General features: G+C 70.6%; 19 protein-coding genes and 1 pseudogene. 13 read left to right on the top strand and 7 right to left on the bottom strand.

What is annotated here, in order from left to right; genetic code table 11:
- Positions 1-1,230 precede the first annotated feature (1,230 nt).
- The 4 genes from ACF061_RS15175 to ACF061_RS15190 all read left to right on the top strand — a co-directional run bounded on the left by ACF061_RS15175 (position 1,231) and on the right by ACF061_RS15190 (position 5,053).
- The gene (locus tag ACF061_RS15175) at positions 1,231-1,542 is read left to right on the top strand and encodes an ankyrin repeat domain-containing protein (RefSeq protein ID WP_392267335.1); all 312 of its coding nucleotides are present in this window, start codon (positions 1,231-1,233) and stop codon (positions 1,540-1,542) included.
- Positions 1,532-2,017 carry a hypothetical protein gene (locus ACF061_RS15180; RefSeq protein WP_392267336.1) on the top strand — a complete coding sequence of 162 codons (486 nt, stop codon included), beginning with the start codon at positions 1,532-1,534 and terminating at the stop codon, positions 2,015-2,017. The genes ACF061_RS15175 and ACF061_RS15180 overlap by 11 nt, the downstream gene beginning before the upstream one ends.
- On the top strand, positions 2,005-4,668 hold the full coding sequence (locus ACF061_RS15185; protein WP_392267337.1) for a Helicase associated domain protein: 2,664 nt from the start codon (positions 2,005-2,007) through the stop codon (positions 4,666-4,668). Before ACF061_RS15180 ends, ACF061_RS15185 begins: the two co-directional genes overlap by 13 nt.
- Positions 4,669-4,789: 121 nt before the next feature.
- The gene (locus tag ACF061_RS15190) at positions 4,790-5,053 is read left to right on the top strand and encodes a hypothetical protein (RefSeq protein WP_392267338.1); all 264 of its coding nucleotides are present in this window, start codon (positions 4,790-4,792) and stop codon (positions 5,051-5,053) included.
- A gap of 256 nt (positions 5,054-5,309) precedes the next feature.
- Here the strand turns inward: ACF061_RS15190 and ACF061_RS15195 are convergent, their stop codons facing one another.
- Positions 5,310-5,585: an IS3 family transposase gene (locus tag ACF061_RS15195; RefSeq protein ID WP_392267611.1), complete on the bottom strand. Its 276-nt coding sequence runs from the start codon at positions 5,583-5,585 to the stop codon at positions 5,310-5,312.
- Between the two features lie 20 nt (positions 5,586-5,605).
- A pseudogene (locus tag ACF061_RS15200) lies at positions 5,606-5,944 on the bottom strand (transposase); the annotation flags it as partial.
- 12 nt (positions 5,945-5,956) lie between these two features.
- On the opposite strand from ACF061_RS15200, the gene ACF061_RS15205 reads away from it, so the two are divergent.
- Both ACF061_RS15205 and ACF061_RS15210 read left to right on the top strand, forming a co-directional pair.
- Positions 5,957-6,376 (top strand): hypothetical protein, encoded by a 420-nt coding sequence (locus ACF061_RS15205; protein WP_392267339.1) that lies wholly within the window; start codon positions 5,957-5,959, stop codon positions 6,374-6,376.
- Positions 6,377-7,193: 817 nt separating this feature from the next.
- Complete coding sequence (locus ACF061_RS15210) at positions 7,194-7,622, top strand: hypothetical protein (protein WP_392267340.1); 429 nt, start codon at positions 7,194-7,196, stop codon at positions 7,620-7,622.
- Here ACF061_RS15210 and ACF061_RS15215 read toward each other — a convergent pair.
- The 4 genes from ACF061_RS15215 to ACF061_RS15230 form a co-directional block, all read right to left on the bottom strand.
- Positions 7,601-7,861 (bottom strand): hypothetical protein, encoded by a 261-nt coding sequence (locus tag ACF061_RS15215; protein WP_392267341.1) that lies wholly within the window; start codon positions 7,859-7,861, stop codon positions 7,601-7,603. The genes ACF061_RS15210 and ACF061_RS15215 overlap by 22 nt on opposite strands.
- Before the next feature lie 342 nt (positions 7,862-8,203).
- Positions 8,204-8,500, bottom strand: a complete 297-nt coding sequence (locus ACF061_RS15220) for a muconolactone Delta-isomerase family protein (protein WP_392267342.1) — start codon at positions 8,498-8,500, stop codon at positions 8,204-8,206.
- Between the two features lie 49 nt (positions 8,501-8,549).
- Positions 8,550-10,025, bottom strand: coding sequence for an MFS transporter (locus tag ACF061_RS15225; RefSeq protein WP_392267343.1), 1,476 nt, complete (start codon positions 10,023-10,025; stop codon positions 8,550-8,552).
- A complete protein-coding gene (locus ACF061_RS15230; protein ID WP_392267344.1) occupies positions 10,022-10,930 on the bottom strand; it encodes an alpha/beta hydrolase in 909 nt (302 codons plus the stop codon). Before ACF061_RS15230 ends, ACF061_RS15225 begins: the two co-directional genes overlap by 4 nt.
- A gap of 179 nt (positions 10,931-11,109) precedes the next feature.
- Here ACF061_RS15230 and ACF061_RS15235 point away from each other — a divergent pair, with 179 nt between their 5' ends.
- Genes ACF061_RS15235 through ACF061_RS15245 form a run of 3 tightly spaced genes read left to right on the top strand, consistent with a single transcriptional unit; the run spans position 11,110 to position 13,131 of the window.
- A complete protein-coding gene (locus ACF061_RS15235) occupies positions 11,110-11,568 on the top strand; it encodes a nuclear transport factor 2 family protein (RefSeq protein ID WP_392267345.1) in 459 nt (152 codons plus the stop codon).
- A 5-nt stretch (positions 11,569-11,573) separates the two neighbouring features.
- Positions 11,574-12,539 (top strand): TIGR03619 family F420-dependent LLM class oxidoreductase, encoded by a 966-nt coding sequence (locus tag ACF061_RS15240; protein ID WP_392267346.1) that lies wholly within the window; start codon positions 11,574-11,576, stop codon positions 12,537-12,539.
- Positions 12,540-12,576: 37 nt separating this feature from the next.
- The gene (locus ACF061_RS15245; RefSeq protein WP_392267347.1) at positions 12,577-13,131 is read left to right on the top strand and encodes a cupin domain-containing protein; all 555 of its coding nucleotides are present in this window, start codon (positions 12,577-12,579) and stop codon (positions 13,129-13,131) included.
- Here ACF061_RS15245 and ACF061_RS15250 read toward each other — a convergent pair.
- Positions 13,128-14,483: a helix-turn-helix domain-containing protein gene (locus ACF061_RS15250; RefSeq protein ID WP_392267348.1), complete on the bottom strand. Its 1,356-nt coding sequence runs from the start codon at positions 14,481-14,483 to the stop codon at positions 13,128-13,130. The two genes, ACF061_RS15245 and ACF061_RS15250, sit on opposite strands and share 4 nt — an antisense overlap.
- Before the next feature lie 252 nt (positions 14,484-14,735).
- Between ACF061_RS15250 and ACF061_RS15255 the strand changes: the two genes are divergently transcribed.
- The 4 genes from ACF061_RS15255 (at position 14,736) to ACF061_RS15270 (ending at position 18,245) form a co-directional block, all read left to right on the top strand.
- A complete protein-coding gene (locus ACF061_RS15255) occupies positions 14,736-15,149 on the top strand; it encodes a hypothetical protein (protein ID WP_392267349.1) in 414 nt (137 codons plus the stop codon).
- A gap of 79 nt (positions 15,150-15,228) precedes the next feature.
- Positions 15,229-16,461: a glycogen synthase gene (gene glgA, locus ACF061_RS15260; RefSeq protein WP_392267350.1), complete on the top strand. Its 1,233-nt coding sequence runs from the start codon at positions 15,229-15,231 to the stop codon at positions 16,459-16,461.
- Positions 16,462-16,665: 204 nt separating this feature from the next.
- Positions 16,666-17,763: a low temperature requirement protein A gene (locus tag ACF061_RS15265; protein WP_392267351.1), complete on the top strand. Its 1,098-nt coding sequence runs from the start codon at positions 16,666-16,668 to the stop codon at positions 17,761-17,763.
- Positions 17,764-17,777: 14 nt separating this feature from the next.
- Positions 17,778-18,245, top strand: coding sequence for a nuclear transport factor 2 family protein (locus ACF061_RS15270; protein ID WP_392267352.1), 468 nt, complete (start codon positions 17,778-17,780; stop codon positions 18,243-18,245).
- The last annotated feature ends 78 nt before the right edge of the window (positions 18,246-18,323 follow it).

Below are 18,323 nucleotides of genomic sequence, written 5' to 3' on the forward strand. Positions count from 1 at the left end.
CCCGCGGAGCGGGTACCCCATCGCTGCGCGATGGGCAAGCGAACACCCCCGCTGCGCGGGGGTGTTGCGCGCCCCGCTCCGCGGGGCGCGTTGCTGCTCGCTCCGCGAGCAGCTCATCCGCCTTGCTGCGCAAGGCGGATGACGCTCCGTCCGCTGCGCTCCCGGAGCTGCGGGGCCTACAGGCCCCGAGAGGTGGCTTCCGCTGCGCTCCAGCCGCCGGCGGGCCTTCGGCCCGAGCAGCAAGGGGGCGTGGGGCTCGGCTGACTCAGCCACCGCGTGATGCCGCTCTCCTCCTGGCCCGGCTCGCCACCCACTGGGCCAGGAGGTTGCCTGCGGCCACGAGGACAGCGAAGACGGACGCGTCGAGCCACGTCCTTCCGGTAACGGCGCGCCACACCACCGCGACCGCCCCGTAGGCCGCAAACCACACCGCTACAACAGCCGTCCAGCGCATCCACCGCCGAGACCGCCACTCGATCAACCACTCCCGCCTCTGCATGCCGTCCGGTTACCCCCGTGAATGCTCGTCAGCAAGTCTTGCCCCGGATCCCGAACGGTGATCGGGGAGAGGTTTTCGCTTTCGGCTCGGATCGTGTCCTGGTGGCGCATCATCTGGTTGGGGCCTGGGGGCAAGGGTCTCGGTCTGGCCCCTCGGGTAACGGAGAGGAAGGATCTGCCATGGCTCTGGGCTGCCCCCGGCAAGCTGGGTCACGGCTGACGTGACCCAGCTTGCCTGGGGGATTTCGGGCGTTACTGCCGGGGTCGCATCGTCTCTTCTTGTCGGTGGCGGCGGAGCGTCCACAGTGTCCCGAGGAAGAACAGGGAGAACATGACTGCGCACGCGGCCGCCCTGACAACCGTCGCCGTGCCCTCGTCACCCGTGATCGCGTCGATCAGCAGCAGGCACCACAGCAACGCGAATCCTCCGTGGAACCAGCGTCCGAATCGAAGGATTTTCACTGCTTGGGCCGGGAGCGGGTACCGGCCCCGCCACCTGAACGGACTCATGAGCGTCTGCTACCCGCCACCGGTCAGCCTGCACCCCGACTTCTGCTTGGCGTCCCGAAGTGATGCATCATGTAGCTTTGGGAAAACTGGGCTACTTCCTGAGTGGCACTGGATAGAATCGATGGAAGTAGCGGGGCGGGTGGGGAGGGGAAGGGCACTATGAATTCCGACGCGCTGGGGCCGAGCGCAAAGTCGTGGACATCGGCGCATGAGGCCGTGGAGATGAGTGGCTACGAGACGCTCTCCATGCTCCTGGACGCCGGGGCCGATCCGAACGAGGTGTGCTTCGAGCTCACGCTGCTGCACGCGATCGACGTGGAAGGGGACAGCCACCTCCAGACGGGACACCCCCTGCACACAGCCACCACGGCGATCCTGCTGGCGTACGACGCCGACCCGCGCCTGCCGGCCATCGACGGAGAGACTCCCCTGCAGATCGCCGAGTACTGCGACCACGAGCCGGCCAGGCGGCTGCTCCAGCGATCCCTCGCCCTCACGCTGCAGGCACCCCCAGGGAGTGCGCGTGGCAAATGATCGCGGACCTTCGCCTCTTGACCCGGACTTCGCTTACGGCGACGCCTCGATCTACGTGGACGCGGTGGCCGCCTCGCGGATCGTGGCCCGGCTTCGAGACGCCCTCGGCCTCGAGGACGACGGTCCGGGGCTGACCGTCGGGCCGGTGCGCGTGTACGGCGAGCCCAACGACTACGCCACGGGCCGACGTGCTCATCCCTTCGACTTCCTTCAATGGCCCACCGTGCTGGAGTGCGAGGCGTGCGCGGGAGCGTCGGCCGAGGTGGTGCAGGCCGTCACGGCCATGCTCGAGGCGCTGTGGCGCGACGGCTTCAAAGCCGTAGCCGCCTGCGCCTTCGAGGACGAGCTGCCCGCGCGCGGCGGGACAGACAGGTATCTCCTCCCCGCCCCTGGCCCCGACGGGCCCGCGGCCTCTTCGGGCCTGTGGTGGAAGAACCTGATCTCACCCGGAAAAAGAAAAGGATGGATTCTGTGATCAGCCTCCGGGAACATCAGGTGACCCAGAAAACGAGCATTCGTGAATGGGTCAAATTCTTTGCAAGATCTTCTGTGCCTGCTGAGGGAGCACGGGGCACGCTGGTGTCCGCGACCGGATCGGGCAAGACGATCACCGCTGCCGCGAGCGCGCTTGAATGCTTCCCGGGCGGTCGGATCCTCGTGACCGTGCCGACCCTGGACCTGCTTGTCCAGACCGCCCAGGCATGGCGGGCAGTCGGTCATCGCGCGCCGATGGTCGGAGTGTGCTCGCTGGAGAACGACCCGGTCCTCAACGAGCTGGGCGTGCGCACCACCACCAACCCGATCCAGCTCGCACTGTGGGCCGGGCACGGGCCCGTGGTCGTGTTCGCCACGTACGCCTCCCTCGTGGACCGCGAGGACCCGGAGGACCTGACGGGTCAGCGGAAGGTCCGCGGGCCGCTGGAGGCCGCTCTGGCGGGCGGGGAGCGGCTGTACGGGCAGCAGATGGCGGGCTTCGACCTCGCGATCGTGGATGAGGCGCACGGGACCGCCGGTGATCTCGGGCGGCCGTGGGCGGCGATCCACGACAACCAGCGGATCCCCGCCGGCTTCCGGCTCTACCTCACCGCGACCCCGCGCATCCTCGCCGCCCCCGCTCCGCGAAAGGGCGGGGACGGCCAGGAGGCGGAGATCGCGACCATGGCCGACGACCCGGAGGGCACGTACGGCGCGTGGCTTGCCGAGCTCGGTCTCTCGGAGGCGATCGAGCGCGAGATCCTCGCCGGTTTCGAGATCGACGTCCTGGAGATCCGCGACCCCTCCCCCGTCCTCAGCGAGTCCGAAGAGGCACGGCGCGGCCGGCGCCTGGCCCTGCTGCAGACCGCCCTCCTGGAGCACGCCGCCGCATGGAATCTGCGTACGGTCATGACGTTCCACCAGAAGGTCGAGGAAGCCGCGGCGTTCGCGGAGAAGCTGCCCGGGACTGCTGCCGAGCTGTACATGAACGATGCCTCGGACAATGACCTGGCGGCTGCGGACCGGTTGCCGAAGTCGTCGATCGGCGCGGAGTTCTACGAGCTGGAGGCCGGCCGCCACGTCCCGCCGGACCGGGTCTGGTCGGCGTGGCTGTGCGGCGACCACCTCGTCTCCGAACGACGCGAGGTCCTGCGCCAGTTCGCAGGCGGCATTGACGCCAGCAACCGGCGCGTGCACCGGGCGTTCCTCGCCTCCGTACGCGTGCTCGGGGAAGGCGTCGACATCACCGGCGAACGGGGGGTGGAGGCCATCTGCTTCGCCGACACCCGCGGCTCCCAGGTGGAGATCGTGCAGAACATCGGCCGCGCGCTGCGGCTCAACAGGGACGGCAGCACGAAGGTGGCCAGGATCATCGTGCCGGTGTTCCTGGAGCCGGACGAGGACCCCACCGACATGGTCGCCAGCGCCAGCTTCCGCCCCCTCGTAGCGGTCCTCCAAGGCCTGCGCAGCCATGATGAACGACTCGTTGAGCAGCTGGCCTCCCGCGCGCTCACCAGCGGCAAGCGCAAAGTCCACGTCCGGCGGGACGAAGACGGGCGGATCATCGGGGCTGATGGCGAGGACCAGGAGCAGGGCGGCGCCGACGCCGCTGCCGAGTCCGCGCTGCTGCACTTCTCCTCTCCCCGGGACGCCGCGACCATCGCGGCGTTCCTGCGCACCCGGGTCTACCGGCCCGAGTCCCTGGTCTGGCTCGAGGGCTACCAGGCCTTGCTGCGCTGGCGGCAGGAGAACGGGATCACCGGCGTCTACGCCGTGCCCTATGACGTGGAGGTCGAGGTCGGGGTCACGAAGGATTTTCCGCTTGGCCGATGGGTTCATCAGCAGCGGAAGGCGCTGCGGGCGGGTGAGCTGGAGGAACGGCGCAAGACCCTGCTCGACGCCCCGGAAGCCGGGATGGTCTGGGAACCGGGCGAAGAGGCGTGGGAGAACAGGCTCGCCATGCTCCGGTCCTACCGGCGGGCCACCGGACACCTCGCGCCGCGACAGGACGCGGTGTGGGGCGAGGGCGAGACGATGATGCCCATCGGCCAGCACATGGCCAACCTCCGCCGCAAGGACGGCCTGGGCAAAGACCCGAAACGGGCGGAACAACGCGCGAAGCAGCTGGCCGCGGTCGATGAGGACTGGAACTGCCCGTGGCCGCTCAACTGGCAGCGCCACTACCGCATCCTCACCGACCTCGCCGCTGATGAGGCCGGCGGCGTGCTGCCCGACATCCAGCCCGGCGTCCTCATGGACGGCGACGACCTAGGCAAGTGGCTCCAGCGGCAGAGGAATGCCGCTACCTGGGCGCAGCTGTCCACCGAGCAGCAGGAACGGCTGACCAGGCTCGGCATCAAGCCGTTGCAGGCGCCGCCTCCCGCCCCTGCGGCCGGGCGTGCGGCGCGGGGCCCGAGCAAGGCACAGAAGGCATTCCAGCGTGGCCTGGCGGCCCTCACGCAGTGGGCCGAACGGGAAGGCGCCCAGCGGCCGGTACCGCGCGGCCACAGCGAGGAAATCACGGTCGACGGCCAGGACGAGCCGGTGGTCGTCAAGCTGGGCGTATGGGTCTCGAACACCAAAACGAGGCGCGACAAGCTCACAGTGGAGCAGCAGGCCGCGCTGCGGGAGCTGGGCATGGAATGGGCGTAGCGCGAAGGATTTGCCAGGCCACTCGGTTGGCAGGGTCATCCGGCTTTTCTTGGGCATCTCACCCTGCGGTGGCCGGCTATCCGCCTACGATGCCGTCCGCGGACTACGGGGAGGTCGGGGAATGCACGGGCTCGAAGCGGTGGTGGTCCGGCTGGCGTCCACGGTGGCGCAGACGGTCGCCAAGTCGGTGCTGACGCCGAAGCCGGGGGCGGGTCTGGTGGCGGATCCGGTACGACCGCTGCCGAAGCCGGCGGGGCCTGAGAAGCTGGCGCGGGTCCTCGGCGAGCGCATCGCGTCCGCGTACGCTTCATTGCCGGAGCATGAGCGGCTGGCCGCAGTGGCAGCGGTGCAGGACACGTTCGCTGCCGCGGGCCCGATCGGCTGAGGTTCTCCTGCTGCGCGGGAGGTATTGACTAGCTGGTCAGGACGGGTTGGCGTGGTGTCAGGTTCGCTGATTCGGTCGCTGCCTGGGTGGCGTAGTGCTTTGCTTCGAACTCGATGGGGCTGAGGTAGCCGAGGCGCTTCTGGATGCAATCGGTTCGGCGTGTGCGCCGTGAAGTCGCGTTGTATCAGGTCGGGGGATAGTTCGGCGTCCGGGTCCCGGCGGGTGGAGCCGTTGCCCCTGCGGGGGCTGATCCTGGTCAGGCCTGCTTGGCGTATGAGCCGCTCGACCGCTTGCGGCCGACGTGGACGCCCTCGCGTTTCAGGACGGCATGGATTCTGGTTGATCCGTAGATGGCGCCGGAGTCCTGGTGGATCTGCCGGATCTGCCCGGTCAGCTCGGTGTCCTGACGGATTCGTTCGCTGGGCTCCTTCTCTGCTTGGCGCCGGCGGTAGTAGGTGGAGGGTGGGATGTGCAGTTCCCGCAGGGCAGGCTCGACTTCCAGGTGCGGATGTTCGTCGAGGAGCGCGGTCACCTGGGCCGGGTCGGGTTGAGCTGGGCGGCGAAAAAAGCCGAGGCCGTCCGCAGGATTTCGTTCGCCCGGCGCAGATCGCGCACCTCACGTCGCAGCTGGGCGAGCTCTGCCTTCTCCTCGGTGGTGAGCAGGTCATTACGCTCGCCGGCATCGGCCTCGGCCTGCGGGATCCAGTTGCGCGGGGCTTCGTGATGCACGTCGAGATCCTCGGCCATGCGAGGGATCACGGGCTTCGGCTCGGCAGTTCGGTACATCCGCACCGCACGCTCGCGCAACTCCAACGGGTATTTCCTCGGCGCGGGCATCGTCTGGGCTCCTCTCGTGAGATCCATCTGACCTGCGGTCACTCTTCCCCGCATCTTGGGGGAGCCTTGGTCGCCCGCGCAGCCCTGCGCCTGTCCCCCGCAGCCCGCGAGACGCTGGCCCAGCGGACAGCGGACGAGTACCGCGTACGCCGCCTGCGTTTTTTGAAGGAGGATCTCTACGACCGCCCCGGCCTCATCGTCGTCGACCGGCTCGAGCGTCAGGCAGCCGACGCGCTGAGCGGCGGGCATGTCGCCGAACTCCAGCGCTTGGCTCGCCTGATCAGCTCCTGTGACCGCTGGTGGTTCCCGGTGCTACAGCAGTGGGAACAGGTCGGCCGGGGCTTCAGGGACGCCGGCATGCAGCAGCAGGCCATGCTCGTCCTGCACGACGCACTGAAAGCCCTCAATGGCGGCAGCCTGCCTCCTGGCATCACGCGACCCGAAGTGCCCGAGACCGGGGGCGCGGCGAAGAGGGCATACCCATGAAACTGGTTCTGTGGGAGTGCTGTTCGCGCGGCTGGCCAGCTGGCGGGCCTGGCGTATCCAACGGCACAGCGCAGCGCCCTTGTCCTACGACGCCGCTTGGCGCCAGGCTCGCCTGCACCGCTGCCCTGACGAGATGGTGTATCGACTGCACGGGCACGAAGCCCCTGCCACCCCAAGCACGGAACATCACGGTTACAACAGGCACTGGCCATCTGGTCCGGCTTGGGGGACAGCGTCCGTGCTTCCGCTGCCGGCTACTTCCGTGGACACGATCGACGATGTACTGCACCGCCGGTGCGCGTCAACGATTTCAATGCGCTACACGGTGGCCCCGGCCGGGCTGGAGCCGATCACGCGGCGGTGCCGCCGCAGTTCTGGTTGCTGTGGTGGCCGGGGGCCGGGTCACCAACTTCGCCCTGCCCGGACACGAGCGGCTGACCAAGTGCTGAGATCCAGGGTTTGTCCGGGCCGGGTGGGTGAAGCTGAGAGCGCCTGCATCCGGTCAAGAGCGAGCATCCGGTTCACGGCCTGCCGGATGGTGAAGCCGCCCTGGTCCCGCTGTGGGAGGACCGCCGGCGGGGAAGCCTCGGCAGGCTCAGCGGGAGGACTTCGATGCTCTGGCCTGGGGCGCGACGCGGCTGTGCTCGCGCTTGGAGGCAGCGAAGAAGACCAGAGAGGCCAGGCGGCGGCGCAGCGCGGGGAGGCGGCTGGCCACGGGGCAGATGACCGCATGCGGTTTTCCGCGCACGTACACGGGCACCCCCATGGCGAATTCCGGACGGCCCTCGCGGGCGGCGCTGGAATAGGCGCCGGCCTCGTGGTGGATGAATTCGACCGCTGGCTTGACCAGGGCCTTCTGGTGCTGGAGAAGGGCCTGGATCGCCGCCAGATGTTTCTGCTCGGCAGCCTGCCGCGTCTTGTGCTGTCGCTGCTGGACGGCCGGCGGGCGTCGCTGTTGGACGGGGTCTTCATGCCGCTGGTGACGGGATCCGCTGGAGGCGCGGCCCTCTCATCGATCGCAGCGCCCGCTGACCAGGCCGCACGCGTCGGGCCCGGTCCTTCGACGGGGGGGCCGGGCCGCTGGCTGTTCGGCAGGAAGCGTCGGCGTCGCTGGGTCTGGCTGCCATTCACCCGGGGCCGGGGAGCCGGGGTGGCTTTCCGGTCCTTTATCTGGTTTCGATGTTTGTCCGGCCAGGGTCAGCCGGTGCTGACGCATTCACGCGCTCAGCACGGTCGGATCTGGTAGACCGGGGTCCACGACGCGGTGCCGGTGTCCTTGGCCGTGTTGGTCCAGCGCAGGCTGCCGTTGGAGTTGTGGAACTTGGCGACGGTGCCCGACGTCCACCCCGCCTGCACCGCCGTCGGCCATGCCGCCGTGGTGTCGCGCCGCGTCGGGGCTTGGGAGGGGGCGGCTACCGCGGGCGGTAGCGCGGCCTGCCGGGTGTGGTCGTCGTCGCGGAAGTGCGCGGGCCCGCAAGCGCCCATGCGCCGGGCGCCACCGGGCTGCGGGGTGTGGCGGGGCCTCCCTGTACCGGCGGTGTCGGGCACGGTAACGCGTACAGGACGTCGCCTTTCCCGGGGGCATTTGTTCGAGTCGTGTCAGCAGTTGCCTCGGGGCGGGGCGGGATTCGAGCACGCGTGGCTCGTTCGACGCGCGGGCATGATGGCCGGCGTCCCGTCCCTTCGAAGCGCGCCGCTGCCTTCTGCTCGTTTCCTCCCGCTTTTTTCTTCCAGGTTGGGGTGCGGGGCTCGTCTGCGGGCGCGGTCGACGACGGCGCCCGCGTCCGTCCGGGGGGCGAGGGGCGCCGTCGTGGTCCGGGGGCGAGGTCAGGTGGTGCTGTCCGCCGCCTCCAGGGTGAGGGGGTGGGTGGCCAGCGGGGTGACCTTGATGTCCGCGTGGGGGCGGATGGGCAGGGAGGCCAGCACCTGCTCGAGGGCGTCCGCGTCGGCGGCTGACCAGATGCCGACGTTGCCGCGCTGGCCGGGCAGCCGCCAGATGTGCTTGAGCACGCCGGTGGCGATGAGTTCGTGGGCGTGGGCGTGCTCTCGTTTGATGACTTCGTCGCGTTCCTCGGGCGGGAGTGCGTAGACGCGGGAACCGTCAAGGTGGATCATGAAATCCATGGGGTTCTCCTTGAGTGGGTCGGCTGTGTGTTCCTAGGGGTCTGGTGCGTCAGCGGGTCCGTGGTCCGTCGGGGTGGGCGCAGACGCGGGTCGCCTGTTCCGGTGCCGGGTCCGGTGCGTCGGCGTGCTGGTGGCCGGCGGGCAGGAAGCGGACCACTCCCAGTGTCGTGACCACCAGGACCGCGGCCCCGATGGCGAGACTGATGCGCATGCCCGTCATGAAGTGGGCCGAGTCGGCGATCAGAGCACCCAGCAGGGCCACGCCGATGGCTCCGCCGAACTGGCGGGCCGCGCTGAGGACGCCGGAGGCCAGGCCCGCTCGCTCGTGCGGGACCGATTCCAGCATCGCCGTCGTCAGGGGCGGGACGGCCAGGCCGCCGCCGATGCCCAGTGGCACCAGCAGGACGAGCAGGAGGGGGGTCGGGGTGTCCTCGGTGACGAAGAGCAGTCCGAGGATGCCCAGTGTCTGGATGAGCTGGCCGGTGACCAGTGGGAAGCGGGGGCCGTGGCGGTTGGTGAGCTTGCCGGCCAGTAGGTTGACCAGGGTGGTGAAGGCCGTCATCGGGATGAACATCAGGCCTGCCATCAGGGCCGAGGCGCCGCGGTGTTCCTGGAAGAAGATCGTGAAGACGAAGACCAGCCCGTAGTAGCCCAGGTTGAGGGCCAGGCCGGCGCTGGTGCACACGGCCACCGCGGGGTTGCGGAACATGGACAGTGGTACCGCCGGATTGCTCTGGCGGGACTCGGCGGTCAGGAACGCGGTCGCGGCGGCGATCGCCACCGCGAATCCGGCGAGGGTGGCTGGGTGCGTCCAGCCGTCGGAGCCCGCGTTGATCACCGCGAAGACCAGGGCCGCGAGGGCCAGGACGGCTGTGATCTGGCCTGCCGGGTCCATCGGGGCCCGTCCGCGCGGGGAGCGCGGTGCGCGGAGCATGCCGATGAGGGCGACGATGCCGACGGGGATGTTGATGAAGAAGATCCAACGCCAGCCGAGTCCGGTCGTCAGGGCTCCGCCGACGACCGGGCCCGCGGCCACGGCCACCCCGCCGCCCGCTGTCCACCAGGCGATCCCGCGGGCCCGCAGGGACGGGTCGTCGTAGGCCTGGCGGACCAGGGCGAGGGAGGCCGGCATCATCACCGCTGCGCCGGCTCCTTGGAGGGCTCGCGCGACGATGAGCACGTCGAGGCCGGGCGCGAGTCCGCACAGGGCGGACATGAGGGTGAAGACGGACAGGCCGATGGTGAAGGCGCGGCTGGCACCGATGCGGTCCGAGATCGCGCCTGCCGACAGCAGCAGTGCGGCGAAGAGCAGGGTGTACGCCGTCACCACCCACTGCAGTGCCGAGACCTGGCCGTCCCACTGCGCGCCGATGCTCGGCAGGGCGACGTTGACCACCGTGGTGTCCAGCGTGATCACGAAGAACGCCAGGCAGGCGACGAGGACGGTGGCGTTGGGGCTCAGGGTGGGCCGGACGTCCGCCGCCTGTGTCTTTGGGGGAGCGTCGGCGGCGGGCGGCCTGCTCACAGTGTCCTTTCGAAGTGGTCCCGCACCGAGTCCAGTGCCGGGGTCACCGTCGTTTCCTGGTCGTAGAAGTCGAATTGGCTGCCCGTCGTCCATCGCAGCTCCTTGGGGGCCGTCAGGGCCTCGTGGAAGCGGCGGGCGCCGTCGGGGACGGCGGCGTCCGGGCTGTGCAGCATGAAGGTGGGGGCCGTGCACCGGGGGGCGACCGCGATGGGGTCGAACGTCAGCCATTGGGGCCAGCTCATGACGGCGAAGCGGTTGTCCCACTGCGGGACGGCTCCCCGGGCGGTGTTCAGGTAGTAGTCGAACGGCCCGTACATGGCGGCCCGCTCGTCGGTGTCGCTGGCCGCGGCGATGTAGTCGACCTCGCCGGTCGACTCGTACTTCGCCCGGGCCGTCTCGCCCAGGGTCATCCGCTCGCGGATGCCCTCGGGGCCGCCGTAGATGTCCTGGACCAGGGTCCGGTCGTGGAGCCAGGGGGCCACCATGGCGACGGAGCGGATCTGCGAGCTGCGTGATCCGGCGACCGCGACGTATCCGGCGCCGGCGCAGATGCCGAGTGCGCCGATTCGGGAGGCGTCCACGTCGGGGCGGGTCTTGAGGTACTCGACGGCGCTGGTGATGTCGGCGATCTTGCGCTCCGGCGATTCGAAGTTCCGCGGGTCGCCCTTGGACTCGCCGTAGCCGCGGAAGTCGAAGGCGAGGGCGGTCAGGCCCCGCTGGGCGAGGCCGGCGGCGTAGCGGCCCGCCATTTGCTCCTTGACCGTGAGCCACGAGCCGACGACGAGGACCGCGGGAGAGTTCTCCCCGGCGGGCTGTGACGCCGGCCGGTAGAGGTCGCCGCGCAGGTCGACTCCTTCACTGGGGAGCGCCACCCCCTCGACGCGCACATCACCGTTGGGGTTCATGGGGGTCTCCCTTCCTGGTCCTGCCGGCGCTCGCTGCGCTCCGCGACGTCAGGTAACCAAGCGGGTTGACTCTCTGTCAAGTGATAAGTCACATTTCCTTGATCGAAAATGACTCTCTTGTTGACATCGCATCCGTCGCGGAGTCACCCTCGATCGATCAACCGAACAAGGAGTCGACTATGACGCAGGGTCAGCTCGCCCCGCCGCGCGACGCGCAGTCGGTGGGGGTTTACTTCCTGGACCAGATCGGCGGCGGGCGGCTCGACGCCGCGTTCGCCTGCCTGGCCGACGACGTCGTGATGGAGATGCCGTTCGCCCCGCCCGGCAGCCCGACCCGGCTGGAGGGGGCCGACGCGCTGCGCGGCCTGTACCGGGGGGTCGTGGGCGCGGCCCTGTCGATCGAGCTGCCGGTGAGCACCACCCGGCCGTTCGCCGACCCCGAGTGGGCACTGGTGGAGTACACGGGCCGGATCGTGCAGCCCGGCGGGCAGGAGTACACCAACGTCTACCACGGCCTGTTCCGGGTCGTGGACGGGAAGATCAAGGTCTTCCGGGAGCTGTACGACACCTACCGGTTCGCCGAGCAGGTGCCCCTCGAGGCGCGCCGGGCGATGTTCCCGACCACCGGCGAGGGGTGAGCGCGATGTCCGAGGCAGCCGCCCGTGCCCTCGGCGTGGGAGTGCCCCTGTCCGGAGCCTGGGCGACACCGGCCGCCCAGGTGCGGGTCGCCCGGCAGGCCGAGGCGCTCGGTTACCGGTCCCTGTGGACCTTCACCCGTCTGCTCTTCCCGATGCGGAGCAACGACGCCGAGTGGTCCTCCGACTTCCAGCCGGCCTTCCACCACGGGGTGGCGGAGCCGCTGATCACGCTCGGCTACCTGGCCGGCCGCACCGAGCGGATACGGCTGGGCGTATCCGTGCTGAACGCGCCGTTCTTCGCGCCCGCGGTGCTGGCCAAGCAACTCATCCAGCTCGACCGGGTGTCGGACGGGCGGCTCGACGCCGGTCTCGCCCAGGGCTGGTCCGAGGAGGAGTTCCGGGCCGTCGGCCTGCCCATGGAGCGGCGGGTGGCGCGCACCCTGGAGTACGTCGAGGTGCTCCGGCTGATGTGGGAGCAGGACCAGGCGGAGTTCGCGGGCGAGTTCACCGAGCTGCCGCGCACCCTGGTGCGCCCCCGCCCCGTGCAGCCGGTCTTCCCGCTGCTGCTGGGGGGCTCCACCGAGAAGGCCTGGACGCGTGCGGGGCGTCTGGCCCAGGGCTGGGTCAGTCCGGGCTTCGTCACCGTGGCGGAGGTCGCGCGGGCCGCGGCCGGGGTGCGGGCGGCCGCCGAACGCGCCGGGCGTTCCCCCGACGAGATGCGTGTCGTCGTGCGGGCCACCGTCTTCCTCGGCCGCGAGGCCGGCTCCGGGCGGGCCCCCTTCAACGGTTCGATCGCCCAGATCCGGTCGGACATCGAGCAGATGCACGACGCCGGAGCCACCGAGGTCTTCCTCGACTTCAACTTCGATCCGCGGATCGTCGGCCCCGACGCGTCCCCCGCCGGTTCCCTCAGCCGGGTCGAGGAGGCGCTGGGCGAACTCGCCCCCGCCGCGCTCCCCGCCGCACGGTGAGACGCCCCCTTCGCGGACTCGAGGACTGGGAGACATCATGATCCATGCGATTTCGCGGCTCGTCGCGGGCTGCCGGCCCGACGGCGGCTCGGTGGTCGAGGCGGACGGGCCGGTCGCCGCGGTGACCGTGGGCGCGCTGCCCGGCGTCGAGTTCTACCGGGTCTGGGGGAGCAACGGCGCCCCGGTGGTGGGCGACGGCGGCACCGAGGCGGCCTTCGCGCCCTACTTCCCCGGGGCCGGGGGGGCCCGCTTCGTGATACTGCGCTGGCCCCCGGAGACGGGGCGGGGCCCGGAGGGCGACCCCGACGCGCTCACCGCCGAGGTCGAGCAGGTCTTCCCCGGGCTGCTCCAGGCGCTGGCGCCGGACGAGAAGGGGTACCACGCGACGGACACCGTCGACATGTCGGTCGTGCTGGAGGGTGAGCTCTGGCTCCGGTTGGAGGACGGCTTTGAGACCCGGCTGACGCCCGGCAGCTGCGTCGTCCTGCGTGGCAACCGGCACTCCTGGTCCAATCGGAACGCCGAGCCCGCCGTCATGGCCAGTGTCTTCATCGGCGCCCACGGCGCGCCCGGGCAGGCCGGCGTGGTCTAGCGGGCGGCGCCGGGCACGCCGGCGCGGTCGGTGGCGGCGGGCAGGCCCGGCAGGCCCGCGTCGTCGAGGGCCTGCCGGTAGGCGGCGCCCGCCTCGGCGGTGTGCCCGTGCCGGTGCCAGACGTCCGCGATCCGGCGCCACGCGGCGGCCGAGGAGCGGTCCGTGGGCAGTTGGCGCAGCTGCTGCGCGGCGGCCCGCAGGGTGTCCCGGGCCTGTTGGTCCTCGCCCTCGGCGAACTGGGCGTGGGCCAGCACGGCGCGGGCCTCGACCGATTCGCCGCGTGGCTCGTCGCGGAGCAGCGCCAGCGCTCTGGAGGCGTGCTGCCTGGCCTCGGCGGCCCGGTCCAGGCGCAGGCACGCCCAGGCGAGGCCGGTCTGCGCCGATGCCTGCTCGGCCGGTGTCCCGACGTCCACGAGCTGGGCGTGCGACCGCTCGAGCAGTTGGTGGGCCCGCTCGGGGTCGGCGGGTTCGCAGGACAGCAGCAGTGTGCCGTAGACCGTGCGGAGCAGGGCGTGGTGGCGCAGGTGGTCGCTCTCGGCCAGCAGCGCGCAGGCCCGTTCGGCCAGGGCGAGGGCCTCGTCGATCCGGCCCTGGGAGCGGGCCACGAGAGCGGCGTTCCAGTAGGTCTCCCGTTGGGCGCTGCGGCCGCCGCCGTCGTCGGCGATCCGGATCAGCCGGTCGGCCACCAGGCGGGCCTTGGCCAGGTCGCCGCGGCTGCGGTAGCAGCCGACCAGTACGGCGCCGAGCTGGATGTGGTCGTCCGTGGCCTCGAGGCCGAGCTGGTCGAGACGGCGCAGGGCCCGTTCACCGATCTCGACGCTGAGGACCTGGTCGCCCAGGGCCTGGTGGCAGCGGCTCAGCGCCGCGGCCAGCCGGCTCCACTCCGCCGAGCCGGCGACGCAGCGGGGGTCCTCGTACAGCGCGGTGAGGGCCTGGGCGGCGGCTTCGAGGCGGCCGAGCCGTTCCAGGGCGAGTGCCTGTCCCAGGCGGGCGCGGCGCACGGTGGCCTCGGGCAGGACGGGTGCGGCGGCGAGGACCTCGCTGAAGGCCTGCAGTGCCTCGGCGTCGGCGCCGTTGTGCAGGGAGAGGTCGGCGAAGGCCGCCTTGAGCTCCAGCTCGCGGGTGCGGGTGTCGTCCTGGCCGGTCAGCAGGTAGCCGGGGGTGCATCCGAGGCGTTCGGCGAGGAGGGCCACGACCGCCGCCGAGGGGGTGCGCTTGCCGGACTCGATCAGGGAGATGTAGCTGACCGAGACGTCGTCGCTGGCGAGGTCCTGCTGCTTGAGACCGCGAGCACGGCGGAGTTCCCGCAGCCGTCGGCCGGTGCCTTCACCGTCTTCGGCGGTGCTGTCCACAGTGTCTCCTCGGGCCTGCTGGTGGGCTGTCGACGGGGTGGCGGAGATTTTACAGGAAGTTTGACAAACTTCGCCATGGTCGGTGAAGGAAGTCACATTTTCCGGTTCGGCGGTGCGACTTCAGGATGTACAAGGTCGCTTTTCGCGGCTTCCCCGGGTCTTGGCTAAGGTCACGCGGAGTGACGGCGGTGCACCGCATGCAGGGATCCGGGGCTGATGGCGGGCGCGTGCGGATGGCAGACGGGAGTGGGCATGTTCCGACCGATCCGGCGCGCGGCCTTCTTCGACCTCACCCATCCGGAACGGTCCTGGAGTGAGGACGCGCTGGTCAGCGACGCGGTGGCGGGTCATCGGGCCGAGGGGGACCTGGTCGTGCTGGTGGTGGAGGCCCGCCGGCCGCCGCCGCGGCGGCTGTTGGCCGGGGGGACCGTTCTGCGGCTGCCCGCCTCCGCCGCCGGCGACACGGACAAGTGCACGGCGGTCGTCGAGGCGATGATCCGTCTGTGCATCGACCCGGCCAGCTGTTTCGGCTACGGGGACCTGTGCGCCGGGGCGGGACTGCTCGGTGTCGTCGGCAACCCGCGCGTCATCGCGTGCGGCGCGGACAGCGGCAGGCTCGCCCGGGAGCGGGGCTGGCCGGTCGTCGTGCCGTCTTCCGTCGCGTAGGTGTCCGCGGGCCGCTTCGCCCGGTCCGGGCGGGGCGCCGCCGGAGCCCGTCAACGTCCACGGACCCCAGGAAGTCGCCATGCATGTGTCCCAGCCCGCTCGTCCGTCCCGCATCCGCGTCGATCTGCTCACCCGGGAGTTCCCTCCGGAGGTCTACGGGGGTGCCGGTGTTCACGTGGCGGAACTCGCCGGTGAGCTGCGCGCCCTGGTCGACCTGCGGGTGCGGTGCTTCGGCTCGCCGCGCGACGCGCCGGGCGTGAGCGCCTACGCGGAGCCCGATCCGCCGGGAGAGGGCAACCCCGCCCTGCGCACCCTCGGTGTGAACGTCGCGATGGCCGCGGACTGTGCGGGCGCGGACCTGATTCACAGTCACACCTGGTACGCCAACGGGGCCGGCCGGCTCGCCCAGGTGCTGTACGGCGTCCCGCACGTGGCCACCGCCCACAGCCTGGAGCCGCTGCGCCCCTGGAAGGCCGAGCAGCTGGGCGGCGGTTACGCGCTGTCGTCCCTGGTGGAGCGGTCGTCGCTGGAGAGCGCGGACGCGCTGATCGCGGTGTCGCACGGCATGCGCCAGGACATCCTGCGTGTCTATCCGCAGGTGGATCCCGGGCGGGTGCACGTGGTGCACAACGGCATCGACACCCGGGTCCACCGTCCCGACCACGGCACCGGGGCGCTCGAGCGGCACGGGGTGCGCCCCGGCCGGCCCATCGTGCTGTTCGTCGGCCGCGTCACCCGGCAGAAGGGACTCCCGCAGCTGCTGCGCGCGGCGTTCGAGCTGGATCCGCGGGCCCAGCTCGTGCTGTGCTGCGGGCAGCCGGACACCCCCGAGATCGCCGCCGAGACCGCCGCGCTGGTGGACGAGCTGCGCCGGGTGCGGGAGGGGGTCGTGCGGATCGACGGGATGCTCGACCGCACGTCCCTGCTGCAGTTGCTCACCCACGCGTCCGTGTTCGTCTGCCCGTCCCTCTATGAACCGATGGGCATCGTGAACCTGGAGGCCATGGCCTGCGGCACGGCCGTCGTGGCTACCGCGACGGGCGGTATCCCGGAGGTCGTGGCGGACGGCGAGACGGGCCTCCTGGTGCCGGTCGAGCAGGAGCAGGACGGCAGCGGCACCCCCCTGGACGCCCGGCGATTCGCCTCCGACCTGGCGGCCGCGGTGAACCGGCTGCTGGCCGACCCGGACCACGCCGCCCGGCTCGGCGCGGCCGGTCTGGAGCGGGCGCGCAAGGAGTTCGGCTGGGACGTGGCGGCGCAGCGGGCGCACGCCGTCTACCGCTCGGTGCTGGACGGTCGCTCGACCTCATGATGTGTGGGTGGTTCGTTTGACCTGGTCACGGCGTGCGGCGCTACCTTCACGGACATGTCTCACACGACGTCCGCGCACCAGGCAGAAGGCGTCCCGGAGCATTCGATGCCCTCGTACGGGAAGTCACCGTTCGTGGGCGGGGAGATGAGATCCGGGGGGCCTGCCGCGTCATCCGTGGAGTCGTCCCCGAAAAGCGGCGCCCGGGTGACGACCCTGGAACTGTTCTTCGATCTCGCGTTCGTCTTCAATTTCACGCAACTGGCCCGGGTGCTCAGCCGCGACATGACGTTGCGCGGGGTCGGCCAGGTGCTGCTGGTCTTCTGGCTCCTGTGGTGGATGTACGGCGGGTACGCGTGGCTGACCAACCATCTCCCGCCGCAGCGCCGGCACCACCGTGTCCTGCTGCTGCTCGGCATGGCCTCCTTCCTGGTCATCGGCCTGGCCACGCCGAACGCCTTCGACGGGGACGGTGTCGCGTTCGGCATCGGCTACCTGCTGATCGTCACCGTGCACGCCGTGCTCTTCGCGTTCGGCGGCCCGGGCGCGGCGCGCAACATGCTGCGTATCGCGCCGTTCCACACGGTGGGGGCGCTGCTCATCATCTGCGCCGGTTTCCTCCACGGGTGGCCGGTGTACGCGCTGTGGGCCTCGGCCGTGGGTCTGGAGGTCATCGCGCCGGTGCTGACGGGTGTGTCGGGTTTCGAGCTGAAGCCGGGCCACTTCGTGGAGCGGCACGGACTGCTCATGATCATCGCGCTCGGGGACTCGTTCCTGGCGCTGGGCATCGGCACCGACGGCGGGCAGGCGGGGCCGTCGGTGGTGACCACGGCGGTCCTCATCTTCGTCATCCCGGCCGGCCTGTGGTGGGTGTACTTCGATGAGTCGGAGAAGGCCTGGCGGGCCGAACTCGCCCTGGAGCGCCAGGACCCGGTGCAGCGCTCGCGGCTCGCCCTCGCCGCGTTCTTCTACGCCCACGTCCCGATGCTGCTCGGGCTGATCCTCATCGCCGCGGCCGTCAAGAAGACCATCGTGCATCCCTACGACCCGCTGGCCACGGCCCCCTCCATCGCGCTGGCCGGCGGGGTCGCGCTGTACCTGGGCGGCATCGCCTGGTTCCACGGGATCCTGAAGATCGGCCCACAGCGTTTCCACTTCACCGCCGCGCTGCTGGCCGTGCCCGCCGTTCCGGTGGGCCACGCCGGGTCAGCGGTGGCCGAAGTCGTCCTGCTCGGCGTCCTCATCGGCGCCGCCCTGCTCAGCGACCATCGCTGGACCAAGAAAATGGCACACCTCTATCACTGAAGGAAGAACACTCCATGAGTTCTGTGGCCGACCGGCTGGACATCATCGAGACCTGCACCCGCATGGGCTGGTACATCGACCAGCGCGAATGGGAGTCGCTGGACGAGGTGTTCAGCGACCAGATCATGCTCGACTACACCAGCCTCAACGGCGGTGAGCCGGGCCCCGTGTCCAGGAAGGACCTGATCGCCGCCTGGTCGGGGCTGCTCGGCAACTTCGCCGCCACCCAGCACCTGCTCAGCAACTTCCTGGTCGACGTGCGGGGCGACAGTGCCGTCACGACCGCGATGTTCCAGGCGACGCACCGGATGCCGAACGAGCACGGCGGGCCGCTGTGGACGCTCGCCGGCACCTACCGCATCGACCTGGAGCGGACCGCCGGCGGCTGGCGGATCAACGGGATCGTGATGACGGCCACGTGGGCCGACGGGAACCAGCATCTGTTCACCCGCGCCGCGCAGGCCCAGTCCGCCGATTCCTGAACGGCGATATCAGAAAGTCGGCCACCTTTTTCTTGCTGGCTCCTGAGTTTCTCGCTCAGGATTTCCCTGGGATTCCTT

This window comes from Streptomyces sp. NPDC015220 (assembly GCF_043079345.1).
Lineage (GTDB): Bacteria > Actinomycetota > Actinomycetes > Streptomycetales > Streptomycetaceae > Streptomyces.

Coding starts and splice junctions, on each gene's coding strand:
- ACF061_RS15175 (WP_392267335.1), top strand. CDS start 1,231: ATGAGTGGCTACGAGACGCTCTCCATGCTCCTGGACGCCGGGGCCGAT.
- ACF061_RS15185 (WP_392267337.1), top strand. CDS start 2,005: ATGGATTCTGTGATCAGCCTCCGGGAACATCAGGTGACCCAGAAAACG.
- ACF061_RS15190 (WP_392267338.1), top strand. CDS start 4,790: ATGCACGGGCTCGAAGCGGTGGTGGTCCGGCTGGCGTCCACGGTGGCG.
- ACF061_RS15215 (WP_392267341.1), bottom strand. CDS start 7,861: ATGGGCGCTTGCGGGCCCGCGCACTTCCGCGACGACGACCACACCCGG.
- ACF061_RS15220 (WP_392267342.1), bottom strand. CDS start 8,500: ATGGATTTCATGATCCACCTTGACGGTTCCCGCGTCTACGCACTCCCG.
- ACF061_RS15230 (WP_392267344.1), bottom strand. CDS start 10,930: ATGAACCCCAACGGTGATGTGCGCGTCGAGGGGGTGGCGCTCCCCAGT.
- ACF061_RS15235 (WP_392267345.1), top strand. CDS start 11,110: ATGACGCAGGGTCAGCTCGCCCCGCCGCGCGACGCGCAGTCGGTGGGG.
- ACF061_RS15240 (WP_392267346.1), top strand. CDS start 11,574: ATGTCCGAGGCAGCCGCCCGTGCCCTCGGCGTGGGAGTGCCCCTGTCC.
- ACF061_RS15245 (WP_392267347.1), top strand. CDS start 12,577: ATGATCCATGCGATTTCGCGGCTCGTCGCGGGCTGCCGGCCCGACGGC.
- ACF061_RS15255 (WP_392267349.1), top strand. CDS start 14,736: ATGTTCCGACCGATCCGGCGCGCGGCCTTCTTCGACCTCACCCATCCG.
- glgA (WP_392267350.1), top strand. CDS start 15,229: ATGCATGTGTCCCAGCCCGCTCGTCCGTCCCGCATCCGCGTCGATCTG.
- ACF061_RS15270 (WP_392267352.1), top strand. CDS start 17,778: ATGAGTTCTGTGGCCGACCGGCTGGACATCATCGAGACCTGCACCCGC.